At 67.5% G+C, this 26888-nt stretch carries 21 protein-coding genes, 2 pseudogenes and 1 riboswitch; of the genes and pseudogenes, 8 read left to right on the plus strand and 15 right to left on the minus strand.

Annotated features, from left to right (window positions below):
* Positions 1 to 215: 215 nt before the first annotated feature.
* The 3 genes and pseudogenes from OVA13_RS17505 to OVA13_RS17515 all read right to left on the minus strand — a co-directional run.
* On the minus strand, positions 216 to 3161 hold the full coding sequence (locus OVA13_RS17505; RefSeq protein ID WP_267791723.1) for a TonB-dependent receptor domain-containing protein: 2946 nt from the start codon (positions 3159 to 3161) through the stop codon (positions 216 to 218).
* A 296-nt stretch (positions 3162 to 3457) separates the two neighbouring features.
* Positions 3458 to 4333: an XOO1806 family protein gene (locus OVA13_RS17510; protein WP_267791724.1), complete on the minus strand. Its 876-nt coding sequence runs from the start codon at positions 4331 to 4333 to the stop codon at positions 3458 to 3460.
* 187 nt (positions 4334 to 4520) lie between these two features.
* Positions 4521 to 5390, minus strand: a pseudogene (locus tag OVA13_RS17515) (Hsp33 family molecular chaperone HslO); the annotation flags it as partial.
* A 73-nt stretch (positions 5391 to 5463) separates the two neighbouring features.
* Between OVA13_RS17515 and mtgA the strand changes: the two are divergent.
* From mtgA to OVA13_RS17530, 3 genes are read left to right on the plus strand one after another with little or no spacing between them, the layout of a single operon-like run.
* Positions 5464 to 6204 (plus strand): monofunctional biosynthetic peptidoglycan transglycosylase, encoded by a 741-nt coding sequence (mtgA, locus tag OVA13_RS17520; RefSeq protein ID WP_267791725.1) that lies wholly within the window; start codon positions 5464 to 5466, stop codon positions 6202 to 6204.
* Positions 6205 to 6212: 8 nt separating this feature from the next.
* Positions 6213 to 7244 (plus strand): glycosyltransferase family 2 protein, encoded by a 1032-nt coding sequence (locus OVA13_RS17525; RefSeq protein ID WP_267791726.1) that lies wholly within the window; start codon positions 6213 to 6215, stop codon positions 7242 to 7244.
* Positions 7204 to 7632 carry a CBS domain-containing protein gene (locus tag OVA13_RS17530; protein ID WP_267791727.1) on the plus strand — a complete coding sequence of 143 codons (429 nt, stop codon included), beginning with the start codon at positions 7204 to 7206 and terminating at the stop codon, positions 7630 to 7632. Before OVA13_RS17525 ends, OVA13_RS17530 begins: the two co-directional genes overlap by 41 nt.
* A gap of 13 nt (positions 7633 to 7645) precedes the next feature.
* On the opposite strand, the gene OVA13_RS17535 is transcribed toward OVA13_RS17530, so the two are convergent.
* The 6 genes from OVA13_RS17535 to OVA13_RS17560 all read right to left on the minus strand — a co-directional run bounded on the left by OVA13_RS17535 (position 7646) and on the right by OVA13_RS17560 (position 14564).
* Positions 7646 to 9589: an AsmA family protein gene (locus OVA13_RS17535; RefSeq protein ID WP_267791728.1), complete on the minus strand. Its 1944-nt coding sequence runs from the start codon at positions 9587 to 9589 to the stop codon at positions 7646 to 7648.
* 94 nt (positions 9590 to 9683) lie between these two features.
* On the minus strand, positions 9684 to 10316 hold the full coding sequence (locus tag OVA13_RS17540; protein WP_267793572.1) for a PAQR family membrane homeostasis protein TrhA: 633 nt from the start codon (positions 10314 to 10316) through the stop codon (positions 9684 to 9686).
* A gap of 167 nt (positions 10317 to 10483) precedes the next feature.
* Positions 10484 to 10726 (minus strand): hypothetical protein, encoded by a 243-nt coding sequence (locus OVA13_RS17545; protein ID WP_267791729.1) that lies wholly within the window; start codon positions 10724 to 10726, stop codon positions 10484 to 10486.
* A 134-nt stretch (positions 10727 to 10860) separates the two neighbouring features.
* Positions 10861 to 12465 carry a peptide chain release factor 3 gene (locus OVA13_RS17550; protein WP_267791730.1) on the minus strand — a complete coding sequence of 535 codons (1605 nt, stop codon included), beginning with the start codon at positions 12463 to 12465 and terminating at the stop codon, positions 10861 to 10863.
* Between the two features lie 81 nt (positions 12466 to 12546).
* The gene (locus OVA13_RS17555) at positions 12547 to 13443 is read right to left on the minus strand and encodes a M23 family metallopeptidase (protein ID WP_267791731.1); all 897 of its coding nucleotides are present in this window, start codon (positions 13441 to 13443) and stop codon (positions 12547 to 12549) included.
* 29 nt (positions 13444 to 13472) lie between these two features.
* Complete coding sequence (locus tag OVA13_RS17560) at positions 13473 to 14564, minus strand: NHL repeat-containing protein (RefSeq protein ID WP_267791732.1); 1092 nt, start codon at positions 14562 to 14564, stop codon at positions 13473 to 13475.
* A gap of 111 nt (positions 14565 to 14675) precedes the next feature.
* Positions 14676 to 14792, plus strand: a riboswitch (SAM riboswitch).
* Positions 14793 to 14882: 90 nt separating this feature from the next.
* Between OVA13_RS17560 and OVA13_RS17565 the strand changes: the two genes are divergently transcribed.
* The 3 genes and pseudogenes from OVA13_RS17565 (at position 14883) to OVA13_RS17575 (ending at position 18220) form a co-directional block, all read left to right on the plus strand.
* Positions 14883 to 15929, plus strand: a complete 1047-nt coding sequence (locus tag OVA13_RS17565) for a homoserine O-succinyltransferase MetX (protein ID WP_267791733.1) — start codon at positions 14883 to 14885, stop codon at positions 15927 to 15929.
* Positions 15926 to 17150: pseudogene (locus OVA13_RS17570) on the plus strand (O-succinylhomoserine (thiol)-lyase). The gene OVA13_RS17565 and the pseudogene OVA13_RS17570 overlap by 4 nt, the downstream one beginning before the upstream one ends.
* Positions 17147 to 18220 (plus strand): homoserine dehydrogenase family protein, encoded by a 1074-nt coding sequence (locus OVA13_RS17575; protein ID WP_267791734.1) that lies wholly within the window; start codon positions 17147 to 17149, stop codon positions 18218 to 18220. Before OVA13_RS17570 ends, OVA13_RS17575 begins: the two are co-directional and overlap by 4 nt.
* 15 nt (positions 18221 to 18235) lie before the next feature.
* On the opposite strand, the gene OVA13_RS17580 is transcribed toward OVA13_RS17575, so the two are convergent.
* From OVA13_RS17580 to OVA13_RS17590, 3 genes are all read right to left on the minus strand, one after another.
* Complete coding sequence (locus tag OVA13_RS17580) at positions 18236 to 19207, minus strand: alpha/beta fold hydrolase (protein WP_267793573.1); 972 nt, start codon at positions 19205 to 19207, stop codon at positions 18236 to 18238.
* Between the two features lie 113 nt (positions 19208 to 19320).
* The gene (locus OVA13_RS17585) at positions 19321 to 22332 is read right to left on the minus strand and encodes a ligand-binding sensor domain-containing diguanylate cyclase (RefSeq protein WP_267791735.1); all 3012 of its coding nucleotides are present in this window, start codon (positions 22330 to 22332) and stop codon (positions 19321 to 19323) included.
* 332 nt (positions 22333 to 22664) lie between these two features.
* On the minus strand, positions 22665 to 24047 hold the full coding sequence (locus OVA13_RS17590) for an L-serine ammonia-lyase (protein ID WP_267791736.1): 1383 nt from the start codon (positions 24045 to 24047) through the stop codon (positions 22665 to 22667).
* A 73-nt stretch (positions 24048 to 24120) separates the two neighbouring features.
* Here OVA13_RS17590 and OVA13_RS17595 point away from each other — a divergent pair, with 73 nt between their 5' ends.
* Together OVA13_RS17595 and OVA13_RS17600 are read left to right on the plus strand one after the other, a co-directional pair.
* A complete protein-coding gene (locus tag OVA13_RS17595; RefSeq protein WP_267791737.1) occupies positions 24121 to 24342 on the plus strand; it encodes a glutaredoxin family protein in 222 nt (73 codons plus the stop codon).
* Positions 24343 to 24439: 97 nt separating this feature from the next.
* A complete protein-coding gene (locus tag OVA13_RS17600; RefSeq protein WP_267791738.1) occupies positions 24440 to 25027 on the plus strand; it encodes a hypothetical protein in 588 nt (195 codons plus the stop codon).
* 4 nt (positions 25028 to 25031) lie between these two features.
* On the opposite strand, the gene OVA13_RS17605 is transcribed toward OVA13_RS17600, so the two are convergent.
* Genes OVA13_RS17605 through OVA13_RS17615 form a run of 3 tightly spaced genes read right to left on the minus strand, consistent with a single transcriptional unit; the run spans position 25032 to position 26885 of the window.
* Positions 25032 to 25598: a YceI family protein gene (locus OVA13_RS17605; protein WP_267791739.1), complete on the minus strand. Its 567-nt coding sequence runs from the start codon at positions 25596 to 25598 to the stop codon at positions 25032 to 25034.
* Entirely contained in the window at positions 25576 to 26187 is a 612-nt protein-coding gene (locus tag OVA13_RS17610) for a cytochrome b (RefSeq protein ID WP_267791740.1), read from the minus strand. The genes OVA13_RS17605 and OVA13_RS17610 overlap by 23 nt, the downstream gene beginning before the upstream one ends.
* On the minus strand, positions 26184 to 26885 hold the full coding sequence (locus OVA13_RS17615; RefSeq protein WP_267791741.1) for a YceI family protein: 702 nt from the start codon (positions 26883 to 26885) through the stop codon (positions 26184 to 26186). The genes OVA13_RS17610 and OVA13_RS17615 overlap by 4 nt, the downstream gene beginning before the upstream one ends.
* Between the last annotated feature and the right edge of the window lie 3 nt (positions 26886 to 26888).

The raw sequence follows: 26888 nt of genomic DNA on the forward strand, positions 1-26888 counted from the left end.
AGACGGGCTATCCAAAGAATTAAAGTGTTGTTAAGTCGCAAATCGGGGCAAATCCGTCCGTTCCCATCGGCACAGGCTCCGGACAGGGTCGGCAAGGTCAAGCTGAACAGGGGTGGCCCCCAGGAGGCAGCACGGACAGCCGGTCGGCGGGGGTCGCCCAAAAGAACACGGCCCCTTTCGGGGCCGTGTGTGGTTACTGCCTTCTGACCGTGCGATCAGAACTTCTGCTGGTACTTCATGTACAGGAAGCGGCCCACATCGTACTGGCCGTGGTAGGACACGTTGGCGCTGGGCTGGCTGTAGAACTGGGCACCTTCGCGGTCGAACACGTTGTTCGCACCGATCGCGACGGTGGCATTCCACGGCGAGCTCCAACGCAGCTCGAGGTCGTTGAACGTGATGGAGCCCATCTTGTTGATCGGACGGGTCTGAGCCGGATTGGCAGCAACGAAGCCCGGATCCGTGCACTCCTGCGGGAACAACGAGGCGGACAGGCAGGTTTCCTTCTGCGAGGAGTAGTAACGCGCACCCCACGTCAGGCCCCAGGCGCCCATGTTCCAGGTCACGTTCGCGTTGGAGCGGATGCGATGCGTGCCCAGGAAGCCCGGCGACGTGGCGTAACCGACCAGCTGCTGAGGCAGGGAGGTCGGGCTGGTGTCGGTCTTGATCTCGTCCTTGCTGGTGTAGGTGGTCTGCCAGGTCAGGTTGAACGTGCCGAAACCTTCCGTCGCCAGACGGTAGCTCAGGTCCAGGTCGAAGCCTTCCGTCTCGCGGAAGCCGGCGTTGATGCCGGTGAAGGTCAGGCTGTTGACGTAGCCCTGTGCCGCATCACGCGTGAAGTTCGCGCAGCGGGCAGCGACGCCCAGGATGTAGCAGTCGTTCAGCATCTGGGTCGGGCTGTCGGCCACGATCGTGTCTTCGATACGGATGTTCCACCAGTCCAGGCTCACGTTCAGGCCTTCCAGGAAGCCCGGGCTCCACACCACGCCCAGCGTCTTGGATTCCGAGGTTTCCGGGATCAGGTTTTCGTTGGCGCCCGAGAAGAACGCCACCGGGGTCTGGGCGTTGCCCGAACCCACTGGCGTCAGACCCTGGCCCAACTGGCGGTACGTGTTGGCGATGGCACCCATCGCGGCCACGCAGTTCGCACGCGTGGTCGCATTGGTACGCGAGCTGCCGAAGTTGGTGTCGCAGGGATCGGTGAAGAACGAGAACGTCTGCGAACCGCCGCCGTACAGGTCGGCGATGGTCGGCGCACGGAAGCCCTCGGCGTAGGTGCCGCGGAACAGCAGCGACTCGATCGGGCGCCACTTGAAGCCGAACTTGCTGTTCAGCGTATCGCCGAAGGTGTCGTAGTCCGAGTAACGCGTGGCGACACTGAAGCTCAGTTCCTGCGCGCCCGGCAGGTCGGCCAGCACGGGGATCGCCAACTCGGCGAAGATTTCATCCACCTTGTAGCTGCCATCGGTCGGACCGGCCGACAGCGTGGTGGAATTGCCGGTGACGGCCATGGCGTCGGGGATGAACTCGCCCGATTCCTTGCGGCTTTCCACGCCCACGGCGAAGCCCAGGTCACCACCCGGCAGGGCAAACAGGCTGCCCGACAGGTTGGCGCTGAAGACTTCGGTTTCGGTCTCACCCGAGGAGTTCAGGGTCTGGAACAGGAAATCCTGCAGCGCCTGGTTGCCGGTCAGGCCACCATCGCCCACGCGGCCGAACGGGATGAACGGATTCCACGGCACGCAGCTGGCCAGCGGGATCGGATTGGCAGCCGTGCCGCACTGGACCACGCCCTGCGCATTGAGGAACGACGGACCCACGGCCTGGCCAACGCGCGCGATGTTGAGGTTGCCGTAGTTTTCCTGCGTGACCTTGTTGTTGTTGTACAGGTAGCCCACGTCCCAGTCGAAGATGCGCTCGCCCACGTCGAAGCTGCCTTCCAGACCGGCCGAGAAGCGCCAGTTGGTGGTCGTCGGGCGGTCGACGCGCGGGACTTCCCAGGTGCGACGCCAGTAGTTGACGGCCTGCGGCGTGGCGAAGCCGTGATACGTACCGACCGGGTTGTAGTAGCTGTTGACCGCCATCGTGGTGCCCGGGAAGGCAGTGCTCTGGAACGGATAGCCGGCGACCTGACGCTCGGCATCGCGCTGGCTGTACATCATGTTGCTGCGGAAGCGCACCGAATCGTTGATGTCGAACACGCCATCGACGAACAGCGAGCGGCTTTCCAGCGGCGTACGCAGGTGTGTCTGCTGGTTGGTGTTGCTCTTGTCGACGGTGGAGCCGTTGGGGTCCGCCGCGGTCGTGCCGGTGTTGGTGTTGAGCGCGTGGAAGTTGGTGATGCTGCGCCAGTCAGCGCCCGTGTTGAGCACGCGGTTGCCGCCGAGCGCGGCGGGCAGGTTGATCACGCCCCACTGGCTGACGGTGGTCCAGCCGCGGGTCGGGTGCCACTGGCCCTGCGGGTACGCGGAGTACTCGCGGTCGCCGGACATCACTTCCTCTTCCTTGCGGTATTCCACGGCGGCGGTCACCGAACCCCGGTCACCGGTGAAGCCCATGACGAAATCGGCGCGGGTGGTCTCGCCGTCGCCTTCGTCGTACTGGCCGTAATAGACCTGTGCGGACGCACCTTCGAAGTTGGAGCGGGTGATGATGTTGACCACGCCGGCGATGGCGTCGGAGCCGTAGATCGACGACGCGCCGTCCTTCAGCACTTCGATGCGTTCGACAGCGGCGGTCGGGATCAGCGAGATGTCCTGCAGGCCGCTGGTGCTGATGCCCAGGCGCTTGCCGTTGACGAGGATCAGGGTGCGCGTGGCACCCAGGTTGCGCATGCTGATGAACTGGCCACCGACGTTTTCACCGGCCGACAGCGGCTGTGCGCGGCTGATGGCGGGTGCGCCGACGGCAGAGATGTTCTGCAGGATGTCGGCGACCGACTGGAAGCCCTGCTTCTCGATGTCGGCCCGGGTGATGGTCAGCACCGGGGCGGCGTTCTCGACGTCGACCTGGCGGATGCGCGAACCGGTGACTTCGATGCGGTCCAGCGTGGTGGTTTCAGCTTCCTGGGCAAAGGCAACGCCGGTGCCCAGGGTCGAAATGGTGCCGGCCGCGAGTGCGAAGGTGATCGCGTCGCGCAGCTTGTTCGTCTTGCGGTTCATAAGCTCTCTCTCTCCCATGAGGGGGTGATCCAAGGTGTCCCTCAGCACGATCAAAAATGAAGTGATCGAAAAATAAGGGTGCCCGGATACTAGTCCGCTTCTGACTTGAATTAAACCCATGTCAAAAGTATGGAAAAGAAAAGTAAAGAAAATTACAGGTGCGCACCCGCCTGAACGGGGCGAATTACGTGCGCTGCGTCCCAAAAAAAGTTCACGCCCCGCATGCGGTGCGCCGTTTGTCGGCAGACAAGTGGTGCTCGTCGGTGGGACTCGCGCGCGTCGCGCGCCGTTGCAGGTTAGAGATCCTGCTCGTACCGGACGTAGGGCACGGTGCCCTCGTCTGCGTTTTCGTTGGTCAACGAAAACGGATTCTTGCCGCGGGTGATGACGTTCTCGGCACCCACGGTGAGCTGGCCGCTCCAGGGTGTGCGCCATGTCAGGCCCAGACCCAGGCCTTCCCATTTGCCCGGCTGGCCGGGTACGTCGACCACGCGGCCGACAATGTTGGCGCTGAACGGGCCAAAGCCCCCGCCCACCGTCAGGCTCTTGCTGTTCCAGCGGTCCGCCAGTGCGGGAAGGTCCGACGCGGGCACCAGGCGCGCCTTGGCCACCGCGCCGCCGATGGAAACGAAACCTTCGCGGCCGATGTTCTTTTGGCCGAACACCGCCAGGTCATTCTGTTCGATGCGGCCGCTGGCCGCCTTGCCGCCCGACAGCCACGCGGGCAGGGTGTCGCGGCCGGTACCGGCCGACAGTCCCAGCTTGCCGCCCGGGCGGCTGAGCGCCGCACCTGCCGTGAGGCGCTGGCTGTCGTTGTCGTTCTCGTCGCCGAGGGTGGCCAGCATGCAGTGGCTGGCGAGGTTGCCGATGTTGCCGACGATGCCACTGTTGCGGTTGCAGACCAGGCCCAGGGAGTCCTCGGCATCCAGCCCGAAAGCAGCACTCAGGGTGTTGCGGCCCATGCGCCAGCGGGCGCCGGCGGTGGCTTCGCCCGTGGGCTCCAGCAGCAGCAGGGCTTCGACCTTGCCGTCGTTGTTCCAGATGGGCAGGGCCGTGGCCCGGGATTCTGCGGCAGGCTTGCGCTGCGGCTTGCCCTGCGCATGCGCGTCCGTCGCCACGCCGGACACGGCGAGCAGAAGGGCGAATGACAGTGGCAGGCAACGCAGGTTCATGGCTCGCTTCAGACTCCGTTGGACCGATGGAGTTCCCCTCCCGAAGGGGAACTGATGCTATGCCGTTTATGTTTCTTTAACAAGTCCCCGGGGCGCCCAAGCCCTCGATTTCAGCCTACTGAAGCCTTGCCGGTGCCTCCACTCCGACCGGCGGCAGGACGAAAAGTTCCGCGATCTCTGCCGGCGTGAAGCGGTAGCGCTGGCCACAGAATTCACAACGCACCTCGGCCACCCCATCGGCCAGGGCTGCGGTGGCTTCTTCCTCCCCCAGCGACTGCAGCATGCTCGCAACCCGCTCGTGGGAACAAGAGCAGCCGAAGCGAACTGGGCGCTCTGTCAGGATTTGCGGGGTTTCCTCGTGGAACAGGCGGTGCAGCAGCACCGGGACCGGGGTGGACAGCAGCTCCGCTTCGCCCAGGGTGTCGAACAGGGCGCCGGCGCGGGTCCAGCCGTCGGCATCGCCTTCGTCGCCCGGCAGTTTCTGCAGCATCAGCCCGGCCGCGCGCTGGCCGTCGGCAGCCAGCAGCAGGCGGGTGGGCAGCTGCTCGGACTGACGGAAGTAGTCCTCGAAGGCCTCCGCCAGCCGGCTGGCCTGCAGGCCGACCAGGCTCTGGTAGCGCTGCGGTTCGCGCGGGTCCAGGCCGGGGTTCTCGATGGTGATGGCCAGCAAGGCGTCCTCGCCGAGCTCACGCAGGTCGCGCGGTGCGTCTTCACCTTCGCTGAGCTGGGCGATGCCGCGCACGGTGCCCGCTGCGGTGCATTCGGCGAACAGCGTGCGCAGCGCGCCCTGACTGCGCAGTTGGATGGACAGCCGTCCGTCCACCTTGGTGTGGCCAGTGAACAGCACCGTGGCCGCAGAGGCTTCACCCAGAAGCTCGCGCGCGGAGGGCGGGTACTCGGCGCGCCCCGCCACGGTCTGCCAGGTATCGTCGAGCTGCACGCCGATGCCACGCACGCCGGCGGCGGGCAACAGGAAGCGGGTCAGCGTGTCGTGGGAGGGGTCGTGGCTCACGTGGGTTCCAGGGAATGGGTGCGGGGCGACGCGTCCGCTCGGCATAATGCGGACACGTCAGTCAAGGAAACATCACGATGGGGGCACCGAAGGCCATCCTCAAGACAGGGATGGCGACATGAGCCAGCCTGCCGCCGCGCCGCGCGGACGCTTCCGGCGCTGGTTCCGATGGCTGCTGGCGCTGCCGTTCCTGTTCGCCGCCGCCAGCATCCTGCAGGTGGCGGTGCTGCGCTTCGTCGACCCTCCTTTCAGCGCCTTCATGGTGGCGCGTCAGTTGGAGGGCTTGAGCCAGGGTGACTGGCGCTTCGGCGTGTCCTACGACTGGCGTGACCTGGACCGGATCGCGCCCACGCTTCCGCTGTCGATGGTGGCGGCGGAAGACCAGAACTTCGCCAGCCACCACGGCTTCGACCTGCGCGCCATCGAGAAGGCCCGGGTGCACAACGCCAAGGGCCGCAAGGTGCGGGGTGCGAGCACCATCAGCCAGCAGGTCGCCAAGAACCTCTTCCTGTGGCAGGGGCAGAGTCGCCCGTCCCGTTGGCTCCGCAAGGGCTTCGAGGTCTGGTACACGCTGCTGATCGAGGTGATGTGGCCGAAGGCGCGCATTCTGGAGGTCTACGCCAACGTGGCCGAACTGGGCGACGGCGTCTACGGTGCGCAGGCGGCAGCCCGGCGCTTCTGGGGCAAGGATGCGTCGCGCCTCACCGCGAGCGAGAGCGCCCGCCTGGCGGCGGTGCTGCCGGCCCCCCGCCGTTACAGCGCGCGCAATCCGGGCCCCTACGTGCAGCGCCGTGCACGCTGGATACAGCGCCAGGTCAACCAGATCGGCGGCGCCTCCTACCTGACGACGCTGGACTGAGCGCCGCGATGACAAGACCTGTCCTGACCGTCGTCGTGGCGGCCTTCAACGAAGCTGAGGCCCTGCCGCTGATGCATCCGCGCATCGCTTCGGCCCTGGATGCGCTGGCCGACGTGGAAGGCCGCATCCTGTATGTGGACGATGGCAGTACCGATGCCACGTGGGCGGTGCTGCGCGTGCTGGCGGCATCCGATTCCCGCGTCGCGCTGCTGCGCCTGTCGCGCAACTTCGGCAAGGAAGCGGCGCTGACGGCCGGGCTGGACCGGGTGGACACCGGTGCCGCGCTGATCCTGGATGCGGATGGGCAGGATCCGCCGGAGCTGATCGGGGAATTCGTCCGGCAATGGCAGGCGGGCTACGACAACGTGCATGGCACCCGCATCCAGCGCGAAGGCGAAAGCTGGTTGAAGCGATCCACCGCGCATGCGTTCTACCGCGTGATCGGTCGCCTGTCGAAGACACCGATTCCTGCCGACACCGGCGACTTCCGCCTGCTGTCGCCGCGTGCGCTGGCCGCGTTGCGCGAACTGCGCGAGCGCCATCGTTTCATGAAGGGCCTGTTCGGCTGGGTGGGCTTCAACCAGGTCGCCGTGCCTTACCACCGCGAACCGCGCCTGGCGGGGGAGAGCAACTTCGGTTTCTGGCGGTTGTGGAACTTCGCGCTGGAAGGCATCACCAGTTTCTCCACCGCGCCCCTGCGCGCCGCCACCTACCTGGGTGTGCTGACGGCGCTGCTGGCGTTCGCCTTCGCCATCTGGGTGATGCTGAAGGCGATGCTGTGGGGCGATCCGGTGGCCGGCTGGCCGACCATGATGACGGTCATCCTGTTCCTGGGCGGGGTGCAGCTGATGGCGCTGGGGTTGATCGGCGAGTACCTGGGGCGCCTGTACGAGGAATCCAAGCAGCGTCCGCTCTACCTGATCGATGCGTGGCAACCGGGCGGGGCAGGAGTATCCTTGCCCCAGCCCGATCGACCCTCTCTCCCATCCGGAGGCCGCCATGCGCACGGTTCGTCAGTTGCTGGGGTCCAAGACCCCTGAAGTCTTTTCGGTATCCCCTGATTCCTCGGTCCTCGATGCGATCAAGCTGATGGCGGAGAAAGGCGTGGGTGCGGTCCTGGCCATGCAGGGGCCACGCCTCGCCGGCATCGTGTCCGAGCGCGACTACGCCCGCAAGGTGGTCCTGCAGGGGCGCTCCTCGGCGAATACGCCGGTGCGCGACATCATGACCGCGAAGGTGGTGACGGTGCGGCTGGACGATTCGGTCGACCACTGCATGCAGGTGGTCACCGAGCACCGCATCCGCCACCTGCCGGTCGTGGAGGGCGACAGCGTGGTGGGCGTGGTGTCCATCGGCGACCTGGTCAAGGCGGTCATCGAAGACCAGCAGGTGGAACTGGACCAGTTGCAGCGGTACATCGCCAGCTGATCGCGCATCGCGGTCACTTCGCGTACTGGCCGCCGCAATTGCTGTCTTCGCCCGGGCCGACTTCGATCGTGGCCAGCAGTGCCGCGGGCGGCGCGATGCTTCCCAGTGCAAGGGCGGTCGCGCCACGCAGGCCCAAGCGTTTGAAATCCGGGCGGAAAGACGGGTCCTTGAACGTCCCGCCGACCACCAGGGGTGAACGCAGCGCCAGGATGCTGCGGTCCTTGGGGCGCGGACGCAGCTCCAGATCCAGCGCCTCATCCTTCAGATTGATGGTGCCCTTGCCGACGATGAGCGTGTCGCTGGAATCGAACGCCAGTGCGCGTGCCTGCATCATCCCGTCCTTGACCGCGAAATCGCCGAAGGCGCAACGGATCGGTACCGTGCGGTCCTTCGTCACCAGGAATTTCAGGGCTTCGGCGATATCCAGGCCGGCCAGTTCCATCAACAGGTTGCTGATGCGTCCCTGGCCCATGCCCAGCGCGATGTCGCCATCGGCGCTTCCCAGGATGCCGGCGATGGAGTTGCCGGTACCGGTGATGGTGATGTCGCCGCCCACGCGCCCGACCGCATCGCGCGTCAGCGCCACGTTCGGGAACAACTTGCCCAGGTCCAGCCTGCGGGCAGTGATCCTCGCGCGTGTACGGATGGTGTCTTCCCGCGCGTCCATCTGGATGGTTGAGCGGATGTCGCCATCGGCCACGCCGAAGTTGAGGGGTTCCAGTCGCAGCAGTCCGGCATCCAGCAACAGGTGGGCGTCCATGTCTTCGATCGGCAGCCCCGGCGCATTGATGCGTTGCGCTTTCAGGCGCACGTCCGCATCCATGGCGCGCAGTTTGGTCAGGTCGTAGGGCGTATCCGGCAGCAGCCGCGCATCGGCGGCGAGTTGGGCCGATTCGGCCTTCTGCTCCGGATTGCTGGCTTCCTTCCCACCGGTTTCGGGCGGTGCGCCGATGAAGCCGGACAGGTCATCCAGGTCCAGCCGCTTGGACACCAGGTTCGCCTTCAGCAGGGGTCGCGCGCGCCCCATGGTGACACTGGCCGAACCGCCCAGGTCGCTGTCGCCGACGACGCCAGTGAAGTCGTTGTAGTGCCAGGTGGCGCCATCGCGGCTGAAGCGTCCATCCAGCTTGTAAGGAGGCGTCGACGGGGTTGCCACCCCGATCAGCGGGAAAAGGTCCTCCAGGTCCTGGCCCGCCAGCATCAGGCGCAGGTCGAAGTCGCGCAGTCGGAACGGGTCAAGCAAGGTGCCGCGTGCGTGGGCCCGAGTACGGCCGGCGGTGGCGCGCACGTCGATCCGGTACGGTCGCTCGGTGTCGCGCAGCGCCAGCGGGGTTTCCGCCTGACCGGCCAGCGTGAACGCATTGCCGGCCCAGCGCCCTTTTCCTTTCACGTCCACCACCGGCGTATCGGTCGCGCGCGCAGGGGTGGCGCTGTCCAGTTGCAGGTCGATGTCGGTCTTCCGGCGCGGATCGAGATAGAGCAGCCTGCCGTCTTCTATCCATAGCCGGCGTAGCAGGAGCTTGCCGTCTCCCCCGTCGCCGAACACCCAGTTGCCCACTCCGTCGGGACCGGTTTCCAGCCGCAGACGCGGTTTGTCCAACCGGATCTCGGGGATGCGCGTTTCGCGTTTGAAGAAGAAGGGGAACACTTCCACGCGCAGCTCGGCGCGGTCCGCCGATGCCATGGTGGCCACTTTCGACCACGGGGCATTGCCGAATTCCAGCGCATCGGCACGGATGGTCGTGGTGCGCCCAAGGTCCACGTCCAGGTTGCCGCCGATATGGAACGTGCGACCGGTCTGCGCCTTCACCACGTATTCCACCGGGCGGCGCAGCCAGTTCCATTCGAACAGCAATACGAAGGCCACGATCACCGCCACCACGATGCCCAACACGATGGACGTGGTGCGCGAGAGCGGGCGCAGGGTGAAGCGCGGACGGAGCTTGGCCTGGCTCATGGCGCCCATGGTTGGGAACCACGTGTTCAGGGAATGCGAAGCAAGGCGTCAGGGGTTCATGTTCCGGACATGAACGATTCAGCGCCGGGCCGTGTCAGCCGCCCATGCGTGGCATCAGCACTTGTTCGGTCACCGCGATGAAATGGCACACGCTGCCGGCGATCACGAACAGGTGCCAGATGGCGTGCGAATAGCGAATCGATTCGCGGTGGTAGAAGAACGTGCCCAACGTGTAGAAAACGCCACCGGCCAGCAGCCAGCCCAGCGTCCACGCATCCAGCGACTGCAGCAGCGGCTTGATGGCGACGATCACCAGCCAGCCCATCGCGATGTAGATGATCGTCGACAGCAGCTTGAAGCGGCCCGTGTAGAACAGCTTGAACACCACGCCCGCCACCGCCAGTGTCCAGATCGCGGCGAACAGGCCCCAGCCCCATGGGCCGCGCAGGCCGATCAGCGTGAAGGGCGTGTAGGTACCGGCGATCAGCAGGTAGATGGCACAGTGATCGAATACCTTCAGCCGGCCCTTTGCGACCGGGTGCTGAATGGCGTGGTAAAGCGTGGACGCCGTGTACAGCAGCAACAGCGTGATCCCGAACACGATGGATGCGCCCAGTTGCCACGCATCGCCATGGATCGCCGCCAGCGTGATCAGCACGGCGCCACCGGCCAGCGCGGCGACGGCGCCCAGGCCATGGGTCAGTGCACTGGCGATCTCGTCGCGCATGTCGGCCAGATGGTCGGCGCGCTTGCGCTCGCGCAATGTCCGGAAAGGTGTCGGGTCACTCATGTGCGCACGTTACCGCAACGCAGCATGGCTTGCATCAGGCGCCAGCGGCCCGGTCGAGGCGGGGGCGACCGCCGTGCGCGGATGCCCTCGCATGCATCAACGGCTCAGACCGCGCCGACGCCCGAAAGCGCGGCCATGTCGGGACGGAACACGATGCAGAGCGCCACGCCGACCAGGAACAGGATGAGCGGCACCTTGTTCTCGGCGAAGTTCTTGATGCCGTAATAGATCGTGTAGAAGCGGCAGATGAAGCACAGGATCGCCGCCACTGCGCCATCCTTCTTGGCGGCGTTGACGGTCATCCAGATGGCGCCGACCAGTGCGGCGATCGCTCCCAGAAAATACATGCCCCATTTCCCCATGAGTGGCCGCGAATGCGGCAGGGCAAGCCCAGCCGACGGGTCGCCACGCCGGGAATGGGTGGGTCTGGTCGCCCGGGACGAACGTAACCCGGGAAACGCCGCGCGGGCGCGCGGCGTCGTCAGCCCAGGTCGACGCTGTGCGCGTGCTCGCGCGTGGCCAGGAAGGTCACGCCGGGCGCGCGCTCCTGCGCCAGTTGCAGGTTCACCCGCGTGGGTGCCAGGTAGACCAGCTGGCCGGCCGCGTCCAGCGCCAGGTTCATGGCGTTCTTGTCGCGGAACTCCTCCAGCTTCTTCGCATCGTCGCAGCGGATCCAGCGGGCCGTGGCCACGCTGACGTTCTCGAACGAGGCGTCAACGCCGTACTCGTCCTTCAGCCGGTAGGCAACCACGTCGAACTGCAGCACGCCCACTGCGCCCAGGATCAGGTCGTTGCTCATCAAGGGGCGGAAGAACTGGGTGGCGCCTTCCTCCGACAGCTGGGCCAGGCCCTTCTGCAACTGCTTGAGCTTCAGCGGGTCGCGCAGGCGCGCGCGGCGGAACAGTTCCGGCGCGAAGTTGGGGATGCCGGTGAAGCTGATCGCTTCGCCTTCGCTGAACGTGTCGCCGATGGAAATGGTGCCGTGGTTGTGGATGCCGATGACATCGCCCGGCCACGCTTCGGCGGCGATCTCGCGGTCGCTGGCCATGAAGGTCAGTGCGTTGGCCAGTTTCATTTCCTTGCCGGTGCGCACGTGGAAGGTCTTCATGCCCGCCTCGAAGCGGCCCGAGCACACGCGCATGAAGGCCACGCGGTCGCGGTGCTGCGGATCCATGTTGGCCTGGATCTTGAACACGAAGCCGGTCAGCTTGTTTTCGTCCGGCTGCACTTGGCGGCCGGTGGTGGCGCGCGGCTGCGGCGACGGGGCGTGTTCGACGAAGAAATCCAGCAGCGGCTGCACGCCGAAGTTGTTGACCGCCGAGCCGAAGAACACCGGCGTCTGCCGGCCCTCGCGATAGGCCTGCAGGTCGAACGGATGGCTGGCGCCCTGCACCAGTTCCAGTTCGTCGCGCAGGCCGGACAGCATGTCGGCGCCGATCTTCGCCTCCAGCCCCGGGTCGTCGAGCGACGCGAAGATGGTGGAGTCCTGGCGGGTGAAGTTGCGGCCCGGTTCGTACAGGTGCACCTCGCCGCTGACCAGGTGCACGACGCCCTTCAGGCGGCTGCCCATGCCGATCGGCCACGTCACCGGCGCGCACTGGATGCCCAGCACGCTCTCCACTTCGTCGAGCAGTTCGATGGGCTCGCGGCCCTCGCGGTCCAGCTTGTTGATGAAGGTCATGATGGGCGTGTCGCGCAGGCGGCAGACTTCCATCAGCTTGATCGTGCGTTCTTCCACGCCCTTGGCCACGTCGATGACCATCAGTGCGGAATCGACCGCGGTCAGCACGCGGTAGGTGTCTTCGCCGAAGTCGGCGTGGCCGGGCGTGTCCAGCAGGTTGACGATCTTGTCGTCGTAGGGGAACTGCATCACCGACGAGGTGACCGAGATGCCGCGCTCCTTTTCCAGCGCCATCCAGTCGGACGTCGCGTGGCGCGCGGCCTTGCGGCCCTTCACCGAGCCGGCCATCTGGATCGCGCCGCCGAACAGCAGCAGCTTTTCGGTCAGCGTGGTCTTGCCGGCGTCGGGGTGGGAAATGATGGCGAAGGTGCGGCGGCGCGCGGCTTCACGGGAAACATCGGGCATGGAAACGACGCCCGCGGGGGCGCTGGTCGGCTGGGGAGGGCGGCATTATAGCGGCTGCGGGCAGGGCGGCCGCCTGCGGTGTCAGCGGCTGGAGGGGAACTGCAGCTGCCCCAGCGGCCCGAACATCCTGAACGGCACCGATTCCAGCCGCATGCCACGGTTGGCCTGCACCACGAAGTGCAGGTGCGGCGCAGTGGAGAAGCCGGTATTGCCCGACAGCCCGATGTATTGGCCCTTGCGTACGTACTGGCCCACCCGCACCTGCGCGCCTTCCGGCTGCAGGTGCGCGTACAGCGCCATGCTGCCGTCGCTGTGCAGGATGCGGATGAAATTGGCGCGGCCGCCGTACTTTTCGCGGTTCAGCCCGGCTTTCTCGAAATCCGATTCCACCTGCATCACCAGGCCCTCGCGCGAGGCCACGATCCGCGTGCCTTCGGGCACGGCGAAATCCACCGCATGCAGGTTCTGCGCATCGCTGTGGCTGAAGCGTCCGCCCGGGCCTTGGTCCACGCGCACGCGGCCGTACTCGAACGGCAGGCGGTAGTCGTAGTCCTGCGGCTGGCTGGACGGATCGCCCGGCATGCCATCCAGCGACAGCTCGAAATCGCCGCCGCGCAAGGGGTCGGTCACGCTGATCTCGGCCACCAGCACGCTGCTGCGCGCCGGCACCACCGCGCGTGCGGGCAGGCCGGGCGCGCTGCGGACGTCACGCTGGCGGCGGAAGCCCAGCAGCACTTCCACCGGCCCATGCATCAGATTGTCGGCCCAGGCCTGGTAACGCAGCCCTGCACGCTCCAGGCGCAGGCGGACCAGCGCGCTGGGCGGGTTGCGGAAGCGCATCACGTCCAGGTCGCCGCCGGCCACCTGGTCGGGTTGCGGCGGCTGGTCACCGTATTGCGTGTAGCCCTGCTTGTCCTTCCACCGGTACAGGCGCGCCGCATCGGCAGGCGACGCCACGCACAGCACGAGCAGTGCCATGCAGCCCGCCCGCGCGGCACGCCATGCGTTCACCGGCGGCAGTCTTCCCGTAGGTCCAGCGCGTTGGCGATGTCGCGCAGGTCGAACGCCGCCAGCGACACGTCGTTGTGCAGGGCAAACAGCGCGCCCGCCGGGAAGCGCGGGGTGGGCATGGCGTAGAGGGTTTCGCCATCCGTGTTGGCGGTGACCCGCCCGGAGAACACGCCGCGGGGCGCGAGCGTTTCGCGGTCGAACACGCGGAAGCGCGTCGGCGTCAGCTGGTCCACCGCGACCCAGTAACCGTCGTCGGCGTTGCAGGCCCACAGCGCGATGCCTTCCGCGTCGGCGTCGAACACCGGCAGGCTGTAGCCACGGTAGCCACCGTCCAGACCGTAGTCGCGCAGGGTGGAGCCCACGCGCCGGTCCTCTTCGGCGATCAGCAGGCGCCGATGCGTGGGGTCGCCGGCGATCGATTCCACCATGCGCAGCGCGCCGGCCTCGTCGGTATCGCCGAAGGTGCCGGCCAGTTCCGCCTGCAGCCTGCCCGCGGCATCCAGCTGGACGCGGAAGCGCTTCACCCGGCGGTCCAGTTCGGCCATCGGCGGCAGCTTGCCGGTGCGGAAGTCCGCCATGAAGCTGTCGGTGACGAACACGTCCAGCTGCCCCGGGCCGGTTTCCTGCAGCCACAGGCCATACGGCGCACCCAGCACGTCATCGCCGAACGTGCCGAGCGGGGTGAAGTCGGGCAGCCGGAACGCCTGCACGCGATGGTTGTCGCGCTCTGCCACGAACAGCAGGTCACCGAACACGGCGATGCCGTTGGGGCGGTTGAACTGGCCCGGCGCGGTGCCCTGGCTCCCGACGGTACGCAGGCGCGTGCCGGTGTCGGCGTCGTACAGCGCCAGGTGGTGGGTGGCCTTGGCGGTGGCGATCAGCCAGACCGGACCTTCTTCTGTTGGCCAGGCCACCAGCGAGTCCAGCTCGTCCCCGGCCACCGGCTCGGAGACCCATGCCTCGGCGATCACCGCGTCGGCGGGCGTCTTCGGCGCAGGGGCCGGCGGGGTGGAGGTACGCAGGGGGGCGGCGCTGCAGGCGGCCAGCAGGGCGGCGCAAAGCCCGCCCATCAGGAAATTTCGTGTCATGTGAGGAATTATGCGGCATCGCCGCAGGCGGCGGCGAGGCGGATCCGGTTATTCCATCGCTCTATCCGAATAAAGCGATTGACAAGTGCGGAAACCGGCGGCAGAGTAGCGTCACCATCGAGACCGGCAGAGGGACAGGCCCGAAGAAGCCGGGGCAGCCAGCGACGCGCAAGCGCCGTGTAGGTGCCAAATCCTGCGGGGACCTCAGCGTCTGCCGGAAGATGGTTCGTACCGTGTCCTCGCACGGCGAACGCGAGCTCCGCGAAGCTCGGTGGTGCAGTCCCGTCCCGCAAGGGATCACGCCCACCGGATGCCGCCATGAGCTTCGTCAGTCCTTCGCTCCATCGCCTTGCCGAGCCTTCGTCGCTCGAGGGCCTCCCGCTGTCTTCCACGCAGGACGATGCGCCCCGCGCCCTTCGCGGCGAAGTGGTGGTGGAACTGGCCATGCGCCATGCCGGCACGCGTGCGGTGACGCTGCGTTACGAACTGCAGGGGCCAGTGGGCGCACCGGTGGTCTTCGTGGCCGGCGGCATTTCCGCGCACCGCCACCTGACCGCCAGCCACGTATTCCCTGAAAGTGGCTGGCTGAACGAGCTGGTCGCTGCTGGCCGCGCGCTGGATCCGGCGCAGCGGCAGCTGCTGGCATTCGACTTCATCGGCGCCGACGGCCGCCTCGACGCGCCAATCGACTCCGCCGACCAGGCCGATGCCATCGCCAAGCTGCTGGGCGCACTGGGCATCGCGCGCCTGGAAACCTTCGTCGGTTATTCGTATGGCGCGCTGGTGGGCCTGCAGTTCGCCGCCCGCCATCCCGAACGCGTGAAGAAGCTGGTCGCCGTCAGTGGTGCCCATCGCGCGCATCCGTATGCGGCCGCCTGGCGTGCCCTGCAACGGCGTGCCGTCACGCTGGGCCAGTTGCAGTGCGCCGACGCGCAGGGGCTGTCGCTGGCGCGGCAGTTCGCGATGCTCAGCTACCGCACGCCGGAGGAATTCGGCGAGCGCTTCGACAGCGCGCCCGAGATCGTCAACGGCCGCGTGCGCGTGGCCGCCGAAGACTACCTGGACGCCGCCGGCGCGCAGTACGTCGCGCGCACGCCGGTCATTGCCTACGTGCGCCTGTCCGAGTCCATCGACCTGCACCGCGTCGACCCCGCCGACATCCGCGTGCCCACGCTGGTGGTCGCGGTGGAAGGCGACCGCCTGGTGCCGCTGTCCGATTCCGTGGCGCTGGTGGAAGGCCTCGGCACGCTGGGCCAGCTGCGCGTGCTGCGCTCGCCCTACGGCCATGACGCCTTCCTGAAAGAAACCGACCGCATCGATTCCATCCTCACCTCGGCCCTGCGCGCCGCCGGAGACCTCGCATGAGCAGCTTCATCCCCACCGACGCCGACACCGCCTGTCGTCCCGCCACCGCCGCCGTGCGCGCCGGCATCGACCGCGATAACCGCCTACGGTGCCGTCACGCCGCCCATCGTGCTCTCGTCCAACTTCAGCTTCGCCGGCTTCGCGCAGAAGCGCGAATACGACTACACGCGCAGCGGCAACCCCACGCGCGACCTGCTGGCCGAGGCGCTGTCCGAACTGGAAGGCGGCGCAGGCGCCGTCATCACCGCGACCGGCATGGGTGCGATCACGCTGGTGCTCAACGCGCTGCTGGAGCCGGGCGACCGCCTGGTGGTGCCGCATGACGCGTACGGCGGCAGCTGGCGCCTGTTCAACGCGCTGGCGAAGAAGGGCCACTTCGAACTGATCACCGCCGACCTGACCGATCCGCGCTCGCTGGCCGATGCGCTGGCACAGTCGCCCAAGCTGGTGCTGATCGAAACCCCGTCCAATCCGCTGCTGCGCATCACCGACCTGCGCTTCGTCATCGAAGCCGCACACAAGGCCGGCGCGCGCACGGTGGTGGACAACACCTTCCTGTCGCCCGCGCTGCAGACGCCGATCGAATTCGGCGCCGATGTCGTGCTGCATTCCACCACCAAGTACATCAACGGCCACAGCGACGTGGTCGGTGGCGCGGTGGTGGCGCGCGATGCGGAAACCCACCAGCAGCTGGTCTGGTGGGCGAATGCGCTGGGCCTGACCGGATCGCCGTTCGACAGCTTCCTGACGCTGCGCGGGCTGCGCACGCTGGATGCGCGCCTGCGCGTGCACCAGGAGAATGCCGATGCCATCGCGGCCTTGCTGGATGGGCATCCGGTGGTGTCGAAGGTGTACTTCCCGGGCCTGGCGACGCATCCGGGGCATGCGGTCGCCGCGCGTCAGCAGAAGGGTTTCGGCGCCATGCTGAGCGTCGAGCTGGAGGGCGGCGAAGAAGCCGTGCGCGCCTTCGTCGAAGGCCTGCGTTACTTCACGCTGGCCGAGTCGCTGGGCGGGGTGGAAAGCCTGGTCGCGCATCCGGCGACGATGACGCATGCGGCGATGACCCCGGAAGCGCGCGCCAAGGCCGGCATCTCCGACGGCCTGCTGCGCCTGTCGGTGGGCATCGAATCCACCGATGACCTGCTGGCCGACATCGGTGCCGCCCTGGCGCGCGCCGAAGCCGTGGTGGCGGACTCCAAACGCAGGCTCGCCGACGCATGAGCACCGTCGTCCGGCTGGCGACCGCGCCGCGTGCCGCACCGAAACTGGCGCTGTTGGGCACGGGCGTGGTGGGCAGTGCGTTCGTCGCGCGCTACCAGCGCCTGCAGGAGCGCGCATTGCCGGTGCCCACGCTGGCGTGGCTGGCCAACTCGCGCGCCTTGCAGCCCTGCGACGTATCCGCACGTCAGGCGCTGGACGACGCCAACCAGGCTGCCGCCCGTACAGACGATCTGCCCCCGTGGGCCGAAGGCGAAGCGTTGCGTGCAGGCGATATCGTGGTCGACGCCACCGCCAGCGAAACGGTCGCCGACTGGCATGCGGAGTGGCTGTCGCGGGGCGTGCATGTGGTGACGGCCAACAAGCTGGGAAGCGGCAGCTCGCTGCCGCGCGCGCAGGCCATCGCGCGGGCACGCGCGGATTCCGGCGCGCGCTACGGCGATGCCGCCACCGTCGGCGCGGGACTGCCGCTGCTGCGCAGCCTGCGTGCGCTGGTGGCCGGTGGCGACCGCATCCATCGCGTCGAAGGCGTGCTTTCGGGTTCACTGGCGTGGCTGTTCAACCATTACGACGGCATGCGCGCGTTCTCCGGTTTCGTCCGGCAGGCGCGACAGGCGGGTTTCACGGAGCCCGACCCGCGGCTGGACCTGTCCGGCGAGGACGTGCGGCGCAAGTTGCTGATCCTGGCGCGTGCGGCGGGGTTCCCGTTGCACGCCGAAGATGTGCGCGTGGAATCGCTGGTGCCGGCGGAACTTGCCGCACTGCCGCTAGCGGAACTGGACGCCGCGCTGCCCCAGCTGGATGCGCCGCTGGCGACGCGTTTCAAGGACGCATACCGGAACGGTGCGCGCCTGCGTTTCCTCGGCCGCTTCGATGCCGAACGCGCCAGCGTCGGCCTGCAGGCATTGCCGGCCGATCATCCGCTGTGCGGCGGTGGCGGCACCGACAACCGCGTGGCGATCTACAGCGACCGCTACCCCGAACAGCCGCTGGTGGTGCAGGGTCCGGGCGCCGGCGCGGACGTCACCGCGGCGGCGCTGCTGGATGACGTGCTGGCCATCTCGCGGGCGTAGTCGCTGCGGGACGTGTCAGGGTTTCAAGCCCGCCAGCAACGCCGTGTTAAACCGCTCCGGGGCCTCCACCTGCGGTGAATGCCCCAGATCATCGAATTCGACCAGCGCCGCGCCGGGAATCGCCGTGGCGGCACGCCTGCCAAGCGCAGGGTAGTCGCCCAGCCGCTTCGCCAGCTCGGGCGGCGCCAGATCCTTGCCGATGGCGGTGCGGTCCTTCTGGCCGATGAAGAGGGTCGTCGGTACGTTGATCCGCGGAAATTCGTGGACGACGGGCTGGTTGAACACCATGTCGGACGTCAGTGCCTGGCTCCAGGCCACCGCCGCCTTGCCTTCACCCGCGTACATGCCGCCGAGCATCCGCACCCAGCGCTCGTACTCCGGCTTCCATTCACCGCCGTAATACACGGTGCGCTGGTAATCGCGGATGGTGTCGAACGAGGTCTTCAGTTCGCGCGCGTACCAGGCGTCGATGCTCCGCCATGGCACGCCGCTGGCCTTCCAGTCTTCCAGCCCGATCGGATTGACCAGCACCAACTGCTGCGTGGCCTGCGGATACTGCAACGCGTAGCGGGTGGCCAGCATGCCGCCCATCGAATGTCCGACGATCACCGCGCGCTCGATGCCGAGCCCCGTGAGCAGCGCATGCGTGTTGGCGGCCAGCTGGTCGAACGAGTACTGGTAGCGCGGCGGCTTGGCTGACTTGCAGAACCCGATCTGGTCCGGCGCTATCACGCGATAGCCCGCCGCCGTCAACGCGGTGATCGCCGATGCCCAGGTGGCGGCGCAGAAGTTCTTGCCGTGCAGCAGCACCACGGTCCGGCCGTTGGGGGTTGCCGGTGCGACATCCAGGTAGGCCATCTGCAGCGCCTGGTCCTGCGACGCGAAGTCGAAGTACCGCACCGGATGCGGATAGTCGAATCCTTCCAGTCGTGCGCCGTAGGTCGTGGTGGTGGGCGTCTGTGCGGAGGCGGTGGCCGCCAGCAGCATCAGCGCGATGGCAGGGATCTTCATCGTGGGGTAGACCTGTTGCGGGAAGCCGGCAAGCCTAGCGTGCATGCCGCCCGCGCGTGTCAATACGGCGTTGCCTGGGCGGACGCTGTCTATTGGCCCGGGTGATGCGGCCCGTGCAGTTGCAGGCAGCCCGCGCGCACCAGTTCCGCCGGATCGCGGCGCAGCGTGTCTTCGCCCAGGTCGGGCAGGGGTGCCGTACCGAGGGCGTAGTGCGCCCAACCGTTCCTGCCATCGGCCTTGACCTGGTACAGCGCGCGATCGGCCAAGGAAACCAACTGCTCCCAGCCGAGCAGGTCGGGTGCCTGCGGAAAGGGGGGATAGCCGATCAGTCCCAGCGACGCGGTGACCTTGAGGGTTTCCTGGCCGGTTTCCACCGGGGTGCACGCGATGGTGGTGCAGATGCGCCGCCCCATTGCATGCAGTTCATGGCGCGGCATCGGGCGGAACACCAGCAGGAATTCCTCGCCGCCCCAGCGGATGACGTAATCGCCCTCGCGCGCCAGCGTGCGCAGGCGATGCGCGATGGCCTGCAGGACGCGATCGCCGGCCTGATGGCCGTGGCTGTCGTTGATGGATTTGAAGTGGTCGATGTCCAGCAGCGCGAATGCCAGCACGTCCGCGCCGGCAGCAAAACCGCGGTGCCGCTGGTAGTAGGCGATGTCGATGGGCAACTGCTGGGCCAGGTAGCGCCGGTTGTGCAGCCCGGTCAGCGGATCGGTCAGGCTGATCGCCTGCAGCCGCTGGTTGGCCTGCTGAAGATCCACCGTGCGCTGCTGGACCAGTTTCTCCAGCACCGTGCGCTGCCGCGTATGCCGGCGCAGCAGCCAGCGGTTCCACAGCATCACCAGCCCCGCCAGCACCAGCCCGAGCAGGGCATAGAACCAGGCGCTCTCGAAGAAGCGCGGTGCGATGCTGAAGGGCAGTCTTGCCGATACGCGGCTGGACAGGCCGCTGTTGTTCGTCCCGATGACTTCGAAGACGTACTCGCCCGCCGGCAGGTTGGTGTAGGTCGCGCTGCGCTGATGCGGGTCGTCGAGCAGTTTCCAGTCGGTGTCGTAACCATCCAGGCGGTAGCGGATGTCGATGTGGTCGGCCGCCTGGAAGCTGAGCGTGGTGAACTCGAAACGCAGGTCGCGCGTGGTGCTGGGCAGCGACCAGTCGGCCGCGGTATCGGCCGCCCGCCACTGGCCGGAGACCTGCACGCGTTCGATCACCGATTCCGGCAGGTAGTCGTTGGCCAGGTCCTGGTCGGTCTCCATCACCACCACGCCATCGCGCGTGGGCAGCCACAGGGCGTGGTCGACGAGGAAGCCGCGACTGTTGCCCGCGCCGTTGCAGCAGTCGCCCTTCTGCCCGCCGTGGCGGTCGCCGCGTTCGTTCAACAGGGTCCTGGCCTCGATCCGGAAGGCGGGATCCTCGGCGGCCATCAGCACGTCGGCCACGGCAACCCGGTAGATGCCCCGCAATCCGCCGACCCACAGGAAGCCGTCGTCCTCTTCAGCGAAGAAGAACGGCGCATTGGCGGGAATGCCGCGGCGCTTGTCCAGCCGCGTCCAGCGCTGTCCGTTGAACAGCAGCATCACTTCTTCCGACAGCGCGCCGGCCACCCATTGGCCACCGGCGAGTTCGTGCAGCGCGACGATATGCGGCGCTTCAAGGCCCGATCCGGTCAATGGAATGCGTTGCAGCCGCTCGTCGATGAATTCGTACAGGCCGCTCTGCGTGCCGACCAGCAGCCGTCCATCCCGCGTCTCCATCAGCACGCGCACGCGGATGTCCTGCAGTCCGGCCTCGCCGGCGTAGTGGCGCAGGCGTTCGCCGCCGTCCCAGCGGAACAGGCCCTTGCTGGTGGCGAACCACAACCGTTTCTGCTGGTCGCGCAGCATGCCGTTGATCTGGGCGGCATCCATGGGTGCCAGGAAACCAGGCCGCTGCACGCGGCCGTCGCGGTAGAGCGCGGCACCATCGCGCGTGCCGATCCAGGTCTGGTCCTGTTCGGCCAGCAGCGTGTAGGCGGCAGGGTGGGGCAGGTCCTTGCCCTGCGCCACGCTGCGGAAGCGCCCGCCCTCGAACACACTGACGCCATCGTCGCTGCCCACCCAGGTGCGTCCCTGCGGGTCCTGGGCGATGGACCAGAGCAACGGTTGGGCGAGGCCTTCGGCGCGGCTGAAGCGCCGGGTCCACCCGTTCCACACCCGGCTGGCGCCTTCACTGTTGCTGCCCAGCCAGAGGTTGGATTCGCGGTCCTCGTAGAACACGCGGATCTCGGCGAGTGCACCGCTGGCGCCGATGCGTTCCATCAGTCGCCCACCGCGCATGCGATACAGGGTGTCCTTGGTGCTCGCCCACAGGATGCCGTCGCGGTCCTCGTGCAGGGCCTGCACGCCGCCATTGGTGGCCGGCACGTCGGCCTGGGGCCGCCAATGGTCGCCTTCAAGCACGTAAAGGCCGGTATCGCCGCCGGCCCACCAACGGCCGTCATGCCGGGCCAGCGAAGTGACCGTCGCCGCCTCGGCACCGGCGGGCAGGCGCAGGGCGCGCGCCTCGCGACCTCCGAAGACGTGCACGCGGCCACGCCCGCCCACCCAGAGCTGCTCCGCCTCGTCCACCCGCAACGACAGCGCGCCACCCTCGTCCATGGCATGCAGGGTGCGCAGCGCATCGGCTTCCACGATCATCACGCCGCGGTCGGTGGCCGCCAGCACCCGTCCCTGGGCGTCCAGCTGCAACGCGCGGACGTCGACCACGCCGGCGGCCTCTCCCGCTGCCAGCGGCACGGCCGTGACCTGGTTGCCGCGGCGCACGGCCAACCCCTGCGGCGTGCCGATCCACAGGCGCCCCTGCCGGTCCGACTGCAGCGCCTGGATCCACGTGCTGGGCAGTCCGGGCGTGTTGTCCAGGTCGAAATTGGTGAAGCGCACGCCGTCGAAGCGGCTCAGGCCGGCCTGGGTGCCGAACCACAGGTAGCCGGGCCGGTCCTGCGCAATGGCGATGACGCTCAGCTGGGGCAGGCCCTGTTCCAGGTTCCAGCTGTTGCGCACGTAGTGGTGGAACGATTTCGACGGGTCCAGCGCGTGCGCCGTCGGGCAAAGCGCGGCCATCCCGCCCAGCAGGGGCAGGCACCAGACCGCCAGCCTGCGCCGCCAGGAAGGCCGGTCGAGGCTGGCCTCGTCCGCGTGGCTGGACAGGGCCGTTCTCCGGTAAGCGTGTTTACCAATCTACGGTATCGGCGCGTGCACGCCACGCTAAAGGGGGCGGGCGCTCTTGTGCCACGGTCGGGCACCGCTCACGGGAGGTCGTGCAGGGCGCCGGGGCTGCGCCTCGGTCCTGGGTCTTCGCCGATCTGTCTACCGGGCCGGTGGGGAGGTGTCCCGGCGGGCGCCGGCCCACGGCCCGCCTCGTATCGCCATCGGCGGAGGCCGGAGCCGGCCCGTCAGCACTCGATGACGTTCACCGCCAGTCCGCCGCGACTGGTTTCCTTGTACTTGTCCTGCATGTCGCGGCCGGTGTCGCGCATGGTCTTGATGACCTTGTCCAGGCTCACCTTGTGCTTGCCGTCGCCGCGCATGGCCATGCGGCTGGCGTTGATCGCCTTCACCGCGCCCATCGCGTTGCGCTCGATGCACGGGATCTGCACCAGCCCGCCGATTGGGTCGCAGGTCAGGCCCAGGTTGTGTTCCATGCCGATCTCGGCGGCGTTCTCGATCTGGCTGGGGGTGCCGCCGAGCGCGGCGACCAGGCCGCCGGCAGCCATCGAGCACGCCACGCCTACTTCGCCCTGGCAGCCGACTTCGGCACCGCTGATGCTGGCGTTCTCCTTGTAGAGAATGCCGATGGCGGCGGCGGTCAGCAGGAAGTCGAACACGCGCTGCTCGCTGGCGCCGGGGCAGAAGCGGTCGAAGTAGTGCAGCACCGAGGGAATGATGCCGGCCGCGCCGTTGGTGGGCGCGGTGACCACGCGGCCACCCGCGGCGTTTTCCTCGTTCACCGCCAAGGCGTACAGGTTGACCCAGTCCAGCACCGTCAGCGGGTCGCGCATCGCCGCTTCCGGCTTGCTGGACAGTTCGCGGTGCAGCGCCGGTGCGCGCCTCGACACGTGCAGGCCGCCGGGCAGGGTGCCTTCCTCGCGGATGCCGCGTGCCACGCATGACTGCATGGCGATCCAGATGGCGCGCAGGCCGTCGCGGATCTCTTCCTCGCTGCGCCAGCAGGTTTCGTTCTCGAACATCATCTGGGCGATGCTCAACCCGCTGCGCTGGCACTGGGCCAGCAGTTCGTCGCCGCTCTTGAACGGATAGGGCAGCGGCGTCTCGTCGGCAACGATGCGGTCCGAGGCGGCATCATCCTGGTTCACCACGAAGCCGCCGCCCACCGAGTAGTAGTCGCGCGTGGCGATCACCTCATCCTGCGCGTCGTAGGCGGTGAACCGCATGCCGTTGGTGTGGTAGGGCAGCTTCTGCCGCTTGTTCATCAGCAGGTCGCGCTTCTCGTCGAAGGCGATCGCATGCGTGCCGCCCAGCTGCAGCTGCTTCGCACCGCGGATGCGTTCCAGCGCGGGCGGAATGATGTCGGGGTCGATCTCGTTCGGGTAATGGCCCTCCAGCCCCATCAGCACGGCCTTGTCTGTGCCGTGGCCGCGGCCGGTCAGCGCCAGCGAGCCGAAGACTTCGGCGCGGATGCGGACCACGTCGTGCAGGCGGCCGGGTTCGGCCAGCCAGCGGGCGACAAAACGCGCGGCGGCCCGCATGGGGCCGACCGTGTGGGAGGAACTGGGACCGATGCCGATCTTGAAAAGGTCGAAAGTGCTGACTGCCATGCGGCGTATTCTATGCTGCCGGCGCGGACAACCCTTCCCGCGTCGCAGCAGATGGCCTGGACCGATGACGCCGATGCCCCTGATCCTCTACCAGCGCGACGATTGCCATCTCTGCGACCTCGCGCTGGAAGTACTGGCGCAGGCCCGGGTACCCGAGTTCGACAGCGTGTTCATCGACGGCGATGACGCCCTGGAGGCGCGGTATGGCGTGCGGGTTCCCGTGGTGCGTCGGAGCGACACGGGCATGGAACTCGACTGGCCGTTCGATGCCGATACCGTGCGTGCATTGCTGTAGGGCGAAGCTGTCCCCCCGCGGAACTTGCGACCAGGAGCGTGCCGTGTCGTCCGGCCGTCAGGGTAGGCTCCACCATTTCTGTACCGAGGGTGTCCCCATGCCGAGGATGCGGTGGCGGCTGCTGGCGTTCGTGGTCGTCGTGGCGACCGCACCGGCTGCGATCAGGAGCAATGCGAATGAAGGCAACGCGGCCCTGCTCCGGATGCACGGCGAATTCGTCGATGCCTTTGTGGACAGCCAGGGCTTCGGGATGCGGCGCGTCACGCCGATGATGGCACGCATGCGCCATTATCAGTTCGAAGGGTTTGGCGAGGCCGCCCAATGTGTCTTCGACGTGGAACTGGTGGGCGTTGCGCGGCACGATCCTCCCGTCGTCCATGCTGCGACGTTCATGGGTTTCCAGCACAGTGACGGCGATGCCGGCGCGATGGCGCCATCCCCTTCGGTCCGCGGCTTTCAGGCGTGGGAGCGGAATGGGTTGTCCCGGCTCATGGCCGGCGGAGACATCGTCGTGCAGGCCACCCCCCGTGGTGAGCGCATGATGGGTCCCATCCGCGCACGCCCAGACTGCTTGTCCTGCCACCGCGGCCACCGTGAGGGCGACGTACTGGGTGCCCTCAGCTACGGCCTTGGGCACATCGTGGCATCGCCGGACGATCCTGGCCGGCGTTCCTGTCGCCCGTGAAGGATCAACGTGGCTTGAACACGACCTTCGTGCTGATCGCCACGTCATTCGGCAGGGTCGCGGTGTCGGCCCATTCGCCACCGCCAACGCCGAAATCGAGGCGCTTGACCGTGGCCTTGCCACTGAGCACCGGCTGGGCGCCGGGGGTCCAGGTGAAGGTCAGCGTGACCGGCTTGCTGACGCCGCGTAGGGTCAGCGTGCCGTCGGCGGCGTACTGGTTGCCGCCCAGCGCGCGGAACTTGCTGGCCGTGTAGCGCGCCTGCGCGAACTTGGCGACATTGAAGAAATCGGCGGTCGACAACGTTTCGTCGCGGTCACCGTTGCCGGTCTTGGTGCCGGCAAGCTGGATCACCACATCCAGTCGCGAGGCCGCCAGCTGCTTGGGGTCGAAGTTCGTCGTGGTGGCGAAACTGCCGAACCTGCCGGTGAACGTCTCGCCCTGGTAGTTGCTGGCGAACACCAGCGAAGAGCCGGGCGCCTGCACGTAATCGGCGGCGATCGCCGGCGCGCTGGCCAGCAGCAGGAAGGCAAGCGCGACGCGCGCGCGGTCAGACAGTTTCATCGGGAGCATCCTGGGAGGGGGAAGGAGAAGCCGGTGCCGGCGTGGCCACCGTGCGTCGGGCGGGCAGCATGCGCCGTAGCGTGGCGTCGTTCTGGAACAGGTGGTGGTAGAGCGCGGCCGCGGCATGCGCAAGTACCAGGGCAACCAGCACCCAGAACAGGAATTCGTGCGCACCTTCCGCGGCCTCGTGCACGGCCTCGCTGCGGCCGGTGATCGCCGGCAGGTTGAACAGCTTGAACCACTGCAGCGGATAGCCCGCGGCAGAGTTCAGCACCCAGCCGGACACCGGGATCGCGAACAGCAGCGCGTACAGCAGCCCGTGCGTCACCGACGCGATGCGCTGCTGCCAGGTCGGCGTGCCGGGCACCGGCGCCGGCGCACCTGCATACAGGCGCCACGCCACGCGCAGTGCGACCAGCGCCAGGATGGTCAGTCCGATGGACTTGTGCAGCGCATAGATGTTGATCTTGCGCGGGCCGTTGGGCAGGTCACCCATGGTCAGGCCCAGGTACGCCATCACCAGGATCAACACTACGATCAGCCAATGGAATGCCTGGCTGATCGCGCCCCAGCGCTCGTCGGTGTTCTTGAGGGTCATGGCGTCGGCTCCGGGGTGGCGGGTGGAATGTCTTCGTTGCCGGTCGCGGTTTCTTCCCGGTCGGCCTTGCCGCCGTAGGTGGCTTCGGCTTCGATGCGCAGTTCGACGTCGTCGCCGATCACCGATTTCCAGGCGGTGATGCCGAAGTCCGCGCGGCTGATGCGGGTGGTGGCGGAAAAACCTGCCGTGCGCCGGAAGGGCGGCATCGGGTGGCGCTTGACGGCATTCAGGGTGACGTCGAGCTTCACTTCACGGGACACGCCACGCAGGGTCAACGTGCCATACACCGTGGCGCGGCGCGCATCGACCGGTTCCACACGCGTGGACACGAAGCGCGCAGTGGGGTGTTCTTCCGCGTCCAGCAGCGAACGCGCCAGCGTGGCTTCATTCCATTTGGCATCGCCCAGGTCCACGCGCGCCATCGGTACGGTGGCTTCCAGGCGCGCATGCGTCCAGTCCGCCTCGTCGAACACCAGCGTGCCCGTACTACCTGAGACGGTGCCGAGGGCGCGCGAAAAACCGGCATGCTCCACCGCGAACATCACCCGCGTATGCACCGGGTCCAGCTGGTACTCGGCGGCGCCTTCCGTGCGGGCCAGTGCAGGCAGCGACGAAAACGCCAGCACCAGGCCGCACAGCAGTCGGGCAGCGAAGCCGGTGCGTGGACGAGCGCGACGGGGGGCGGGGAGGGCGAACATGGC

This window comes from Pseudoxanthomonas sp. SL93 (assembly GCF_026625825.1).
GTDB lineage: Bacteria > Pseudomonadota > Gammaproteobacteria > Xanthomonadales > Xanthomonadaceae > Pseudoxanthomonas_A.